The organism is Noviherbaspirillum album (genome assembly GCF_035916955.1).
Taxonomy (GTDB): Bacteria; Pseudomonadota; Gammaproteobacteria; order Burkholderiales; family Burkholderiaceae_D; genus Noviherbaspirillum; species Noviherbaspirillum album.
This window is the reverse complement of sequence record NZ_JAWIIV010000088.1, coordinates 1-5,361: the sequence shown is the minus strand read 5'-3', so window position 1 is coordinate 5,361 and position 5,361 is coordinate 1. Positions and strand designations below refer to the sequence as shown.

The 5,361-nt window shown below is 50.8% G+C and carries 3 protein-coding genes and 2 pseudogenes; 2 read left to right on the top strand and 3 right to left on the bottom strand.

Annotated features, from left to right (window positions below; all coding sequences use genetic code 11):
• Positions 1-33: 33 nt before the first annotated feature.
• Entirely contained in the window at positions 34-945 is a 912-nt protein-coding gene (locus RY831_RS32625) for a Bug family tripartite tricarboxylate transporter substrate binding protein (RefSeq protein ID WP_326510449.1), read from the bottom strand.
• 490 nt (positions 946-1,435) lie between these two features.
• On the opposite strand from RY831_RS32625, the gene RY831_RS32620 reads away from it, so the two are divergent.
• Together RY831_RS32620 and RY831_RS32615 are read left to right on the top strand one after the other, a co-directional pair.
• Positions 1,436-2,716: a citrate/2-methylcitrate synthase gene (locus RY831_RS32620; protein ID WP_326510448.1), complete on the top strand. Its 1,281-nt coding sequence runs from the start codon at positions 1,436-1,438 to the stop codon at positions 2,714-2,716.
• Positions 2,717-2,781: 65 nt separating this feature from the next.
• A complete protein-coding gene (locus RY831_RS32615; protein WP_326510447.1) occupies positions 2,782-3,330 on the top strand; it encodes a MarR family winged helix-turn-helix transcriptional regulator in 549 nt (182 codons plus the stop codon).
• A gap of 210 nt (positions 3,331-3,540) precedes the next feature.
• Here RY831_RS32615 and RY831_RS32610 read toward each other — a convergent pair.
• Together RY831_RS32610 and RY831_RS32605 are read right to left on the bottom strand one after the other, a co-directional pair.
• Positions 3,541-4,650 (bottom strand): annotated as a pseudogene (locus RY831_RS32610) (IS3 family transposase).
• Positions 4,651-4,764: 114 nt separating this feature from the next.
• Positions 4,765-5,280 (bottom strand): annotated as a pseudogene (locus tag RY831_RS32605) (integrase core domain-containing protein); the annotation flags it as partial.
• Positions 5,281-5,361: the final 81 nt, after the last annotated feature.

Sequence of the window (5,361 nt, the reverse complement as noted above, 5' to 3'; positions counted from 1 at the left end):
GTTCTATCGACAGTACGCAATATCGATCAATGTTTAGACCCATGACTCCCGATTTCCAGACTTGAGCAGAGGTTCCTTAACAATTTCCTGAGGCGTCCCAGCGGGAGCCATGAGACCATGCCAGAGAACAATTCTTAACGCGGGAAACCCTGCTTCAGCGACTGTCGGCGTATTTGGCAGTCGAGGATGGCGCGCGTCACCGGTAACAGCCAGAGGTCTTAGCTTACCAGTATTGATGTGGGGCAGAGTCGTCGATATCCCGTCGAAACTTAGTTGTACCTCACCGCCTAAGAGTCCCTGTACTTGTGGTGCGCTCCCCTTATAGGGAACGTGAACAATATCGACTTGAGCAGTTGATTTGAAGAGTTCCCCCGCGACTTGCGCAGCGATCGCCCCCGAGCCGTAGTTTAGCTGGCCGGGTCGGGCCTTGGAGAGAGCTACTAATTCCTTTACAGAGTTCACTTGGACCGCAGGGTTTACGACTAGTACCAGCGGCAGGGTGGCGAGTTGAGTAATAGGCGTGAATCCGCCAATTGGATCATACGGAAGTTTGCTATACAAGCTTTGATTCATCGTGAGTGCGGAATCAATTGCCTGAAAGAGCGTGTAGCCGTCGGGTGGAGATTGGGCCACGATCTCCGCAGCTATGATGCTGTTTCCTCCGGGACGATTATCTACGATGATTTGTTGACCGATGCTTTCCGTTAATCTTCTGGTTATGACACGTGCTACTGCGTCAGCTGGGCCACCAGCCGGAAACGGAACGATCCAACGGATCGGCTTGTTCGGATAGCTTTGAGCGGATACCGAAGACGTCAGAGTAATCAACGCGCATGCGGCTAATATTGCTGCGATTAACCTACGTCTCGGTTTGCTAGCAGTCCCAAGCGGCGCGCCAAAAAGAACCGCATTCATTATGCTGGGCGGATTGATGAATGAAACCATGATTACTGTCTCCTTCTAGGTTTGTGTTATTCCAACAGCATATGTAGATCCCGATAGCGTGACACTAGAGAAACAGCATAACTTTTGGTGTTACTACTATGTCTGTAACATCAGCAAATGCCAACGGTCAGTAGTCAATACTCGTAAGAACAGTCTCTCGTTCTAGTAATTGTGGCTCGAGTTCTTTAGTGGCTAATACGTCATACATGGACCAATTGCGAAAAGGTTACTGAACTTCCTCAGGATGATCAATCTTGATTGCAGTATCAATGCTAACGGAGGCGTGCACGGATAGAGTGTCCACAATGGTCCACCAGCATTTCCTAGGATAACGTACAGAAATATCAAGAATTGGAAAGATTGTCCGGCAGTAGTGACGCTAACGGTAGTAAAACAATTTCAACGATAAACGTTGATCAATCTTGAGAGACGATCAATACTAACCATTGGGGCAAGGTGCCGGAAAAGTACTTACTAAAGGAGCACAAAAATGTCAGATGACTCGGTCACAAGCGGCAAGGACTACCTTAGTGCCACGGAGGCCATGCAATTATTGGAAATCCGGCAACAGACACTATATGCGTATGTCAGCCGCGGTTGGGTTCGTAGCGTCACTCAACCAGGAAGAAAAAGTCACCTTTATCTACGTGAAGATATTGAGAAAATGAGGGCACGTTCGCAAGCGCGTTCCGGGCATGGGGTGGTTGCGGCCTCAGCAATGAATTGGGGTGAACCGATCATTCCGACGTCGATTACCGAGATCACTCCTGAAGGGCCGAGGTACCGCGGCCGTTTAGCAGTGCAGCTGGCTCGAAGTCGAACTTCATATGAAACCGTTGCGGAACTGCTTTGGACCGGTGTCTGGCATGAAGATGCGATTCGTTGGCCGGCCCGAAACACTAGACCTATAATAAGGCAAATTCGTAACACAATTGTAGCGCCTCAAACAAATGACCAGCTACTAGAAACCTTCGCTTTGTTTGCATTGCAACTAGGTATGCCATACGGTAGCGTAGCCGAACGCGTCAGAAGTGGCCGTACTCTAGAAGCAGCACGTGAAATGATCCGCGCATTGACTGGATGTTTTGGTTATATTTCGAAATCGCGACGTTTCTACACTATGGCAAGCGGCCAACCGATTGTCGATGGCCTGATCAAGGCGTTGGCGTTACCAGAAACAGAAGAGAACCGGGAGGCCCTCGAAGCAATGCTCATTCTGTTCGCAGATCATGAGCTCTCGCCTGGCGCCTTCGCGGCTCGTGTGGCTGCCTCCGGAGGGGCGAGTCTGAATAATTGTATCGCGTCAGCGATATGTGTCAGTTCGGGCGTACAAATCGGCCGATTGTACGACCGTGTTGAAGAATTTATATCAAATGCTTCGAGCAAAGCGATCCTCCTTCGGAGAGCACAACAACTCCAAGAGAGGGGTAGCGCCGTGCCTGGTTTTGTCCACCCTTTGTATCCTCATGGAGATCCACGTGGACGATATTTGATCGAACTAGTAAAGCAACGAAAGGATCAGTCCAAAAGATTGGAAGCCCTCTACGGTTTTATTGAAGACGCGGAGAGCAAACTTGGAATTTTTCCGAGGCACGAGCTAGCAGTCATGACGCTAGCGATCGCCGTAGGGCTTCCGGAGCATTGCGCCGGAGCCTTATTTTCCCTTGCACGTACGGCCGGGTATGTTGCGCACGTGCAAGAACAGAGGTTATCTGGACTGCTTTTACGTCCGCGCGCAAAATTTGTAGGACAATCAGGGATTGTAGCGTGACAAATAACGCGGTAGGCCGGCATTTGGACTATTTACTTTTTTAACAAGCAGCGAACATACGGAATATGAAAACGAAGGAAGAAACTACAAATATCCTTCGGCACTGGAGTGAGGCAGTGCCGAATGATCGCCTAGCTCATCTCATCAAGGACGCCACCCGCGCGTTAGTTCGCTCGTTGCAATTGCGTCTTACTGAACATTCAGTTTCGTTTGGACATTGGACTTTCTTGCGTATTTTGTGGGAAGGTGACGGGATTACGCAACGGCAGCTAAGTGAAGAGGCTGGTGTTATGGAACCTACAACCTTTGCGGCGTTGAAAGCAATGGAAAAGCTTGGCTATATTGAACGAAGACAACTTCCTAATAACAAGAAAAATGTTTATGTATTCTTGACGAAAGAAGGTCATGGACTCAAAGGCAATTTGGTACCGCTAGCAGAAGAGGTAAATACCCTTAGCGTTAAAGGGATTCCGCCAAATGAAGTGGCAATCACTCGTAAGGTTTTGTTAGCGATGCTAGAGAACTTAGCGAAAGATGAAGCTGAAGCTGCTAGCGAAGATCGCCGCATTCCTTCGACGAGGGAACTTGGTAGATTGCTTACAGAAAATCGTTAAAACGGTCCTTCATACAAGCGACTTACCCGGTACTTGGTCGATTGCGTCGATCGAGATCAGTACCAGATTCGTTCACAAAAGAAAAGCGCCTAGGCATTGACAGTCCATGTCCTGCCCCTAATAAACCGAGCCAATTGAAATCTAGTAAAGTCCGTTTTTTGATCCGCTTGGGTTTCCAGGACCATTCCGAGAGCGAGTTTTCGGCGTTGGTTAAACCGGGACTTGGCTAAAAAGCCGCACCCGGCGTGCAAATTCAGTTGGCGCCAGGTCATTGAGAGTCGAGTGAGGCCGACTCTCGTTGTAGTCCTGTCGCCAGACCTCGGTAATCGTTTTGGCCTCTTCCAGCGTCTTGAACCAAAGCAAGTTCGGGCACTCGTCCCGGAATGATCCATTAAACGTCTCGATATGGCAATTATCGCTCGGTTTGCCGGACCGGCTGAAGTCGATCCGTGTCTGGTGATAATACATACGCCCACAGATCCAGTAATTGTCCTGAGAATTCGCTCCCGTTATCGACGAACAGGCATTTGAGGGAGCCGCGTTGGGCAGCAATGCGATTCAAGGCAGCAACGACATGCTCGCTTCGCAGACGCTGTCCGACTTCGATGGCCAGCGATTCCTTGCTGATCGCGTCGCCGACGGTCAAGGTGCAAAACTTCATGCCATTGGTCAGCTGATCGGCAACGAAATCCATGCTCCATGCCTCGTTGGGCTGGACCGGCGTGATCTTGGCTTGCCGAGTCACCACCATTTTGCGGCGCGTGGGCAGTTTGGAGTGTAGCTGCAGTTGCTCTTCGCTGTAGAACCGATACATCTGGTTCTTGCCCAGCTGCCAGCCTTCACGCTTGAGCAGCACATGGATGCGCCGGTAACCATAGCGCACACGTGTTTGGGCAATTTCCCGCATGCGTCCACGTAACGCCTGTCTTGGATCCTTGACGCTCTGGTAGTACTGGACACTGCGCGATTGCTTGATCAGCCGACATGCCCGCCGGAGGTTCAATCCATAGTAGCTCACGATTTAGTCCACCACTTCATGTTTCAACGCGGGCCGGGCCACTTTTTTGAGGCGACATCTTGAAGAATCGCCTTATCCAGGCTCAGTTCTGCCACTAGTTTCTTGAGCCGCGCATTCTTTTCCTGAAGCTGCTTAAGTTCGCGCACCTGGTCGGACTGCATGCCAGCGTACTGCTTCCTCCATCAGTAGAACGTTTGTTCCGGTATGCCAACCTGGCGGATCAGGTCCGCTACCAGCATTCCCAATTCCGCCTGCTTCAACACCGCTACGATCTGTTCAATCGAAAACCGCTTCTTCTTCATGGCAAACCGCCTCCCTTTCATGCTCAAGTTTGCCGAAAAACTCTCTTTCTGTCTGGTCCTAGATTCCTAAACCAGATCACAAGGTTTCCCATGATCCCGGCCTTAGCAGCCACTCTAGCTGTGAAGTTGCAATAGGTTATGCGCACTATCAGTGAGCCTGCGCATGGGAGTCATACCGCCAATGCCTTGATGAGGGCGATGCCAATTGTAGTGGTGTAGCCAATGATCGAGCATGGCGGTTCGATCATTGGAGTGCTGGTAGACAAAGCCATAAGCCCATTCCCGCAGGGCCGACTGGATAAAGCGCTCCGCTTTCCCGTTGGTCTGGGGACGGTATGGCCAAGTGAACCTTGGCTTGAGTCCAACAGTTTGTACGGCGGCGGCAAATGCCCTGGAACGGAACGCCGAGCCATTGTCAGTGAGAATGGCCTTGGGCCGCATGCCCAACGAGGTGTACCAGGCGTATGCCTTGCTGAGGAAATCGATCGCGGTTTCCTTGGTTTCATTGGCATACATCCGGGTGAAAGCAATGCGGGCATGGTCATCGATGGCAATAAACAGCACCTCCCATCCTGCCCCGCGCACCTCTGTCGTACGATCACCATGGACACGGTGTCCGGGTTGTTCGATGCTGTCAATGCCGTTGGAATTTCCCCATTTTTTCCGGAGTAAAATTCCCCACCCTTTTTATGGGTGGTCAGCCCGGATTTG